This window comes from Methylophaga sp. UBA5088 (assembly GCF_002414625.1).
Classification (GTDB): domain Bacteria; phylum Pseudomonadota; class Gammaproteobacteria; order Nitrosococcales; family Methylophagaceae; genus Methylophaga; species Methylophaga marina.
The window spans coordinates 29,567-30,195 of sequence record NZ_DIAC01000028.1 but is presented as its reverse complement, the minus strand read 5'-3'; the positions used below and the strand labels follow the sequence as shown (position 1 = coordinate 30,195).

General features: G+C 46.1%; 1 protein-coding gene and 1 pseudogene. Both read right to left on the bottom strand.

The features are described from left to right. Positions 1 to 317, bottom strand: a pseudogene (locus B4K20_RS03680) (membrane-fusion protein); the annotation flags it as partial. After that, a partial coding sequence (locus B4K20_RS03675) for a TolC family protein (protein ID WP_289281929.1) occupies positions 310 to 629 on the bottom strand: 320 nt, incomplete at its 5' end. The gene B4K20_RS03675 and the pseudogene B4K20_RS03680, both read right to left, overlap by 8 nt.

The following is a 629-nucleotide window of genomic DNA, read 5'->3' as shown; positions in this document are numbered from 1 at the left end:
CCATACTCAACATACACACGCGTTATTCTTCCAGCGAATCGGGCCGTCACATGGCTGGTATGTTCAGGAGACAGGGTCACGATACCGTATAGGGTGAGTGTTTTGCTAATATCACCACCACTGACAATGGCTGTCGAGATGGCATTTAATGAAGCCATGTCCTCGTCAATATGACTGACTTCTTCATCATGATGACCAGCGTGTTCATGTTCATGCTTATCTTCATCGGCAAAAGCGGTCTTTACAGATAACAGCGCCCAGATAGAAAACACGATGAACATTAAACAGTAAGGAAAGGTTATATCTCGCTTATTCATAACTTGTCCCCTCAGTTTTTTGATCGATTAACAACGGCTCAGCTGTCAGCTGTTCAATTTCCGCCGCCAGCAGTAAGGCATCAGCTGATGCCTCAATAAGATCTCGCTTGGCATTCAGCAGCTCTTGTCTAGCTGTCAGGAAATCAAGGTAGCTATACAAGCCCCGCTGATAAGCTGTTTTGGTTTGAGTTAAGGCGTCGGTCAACTGTGGGATGATGGATTGACGCAAGGTTGTGGCCGAGGTAATGGCCTGCTCCCGTGCTGTATATGCCTGATATAGTTGTGTATGTATACGCAGCAGAAAGTCTTGTT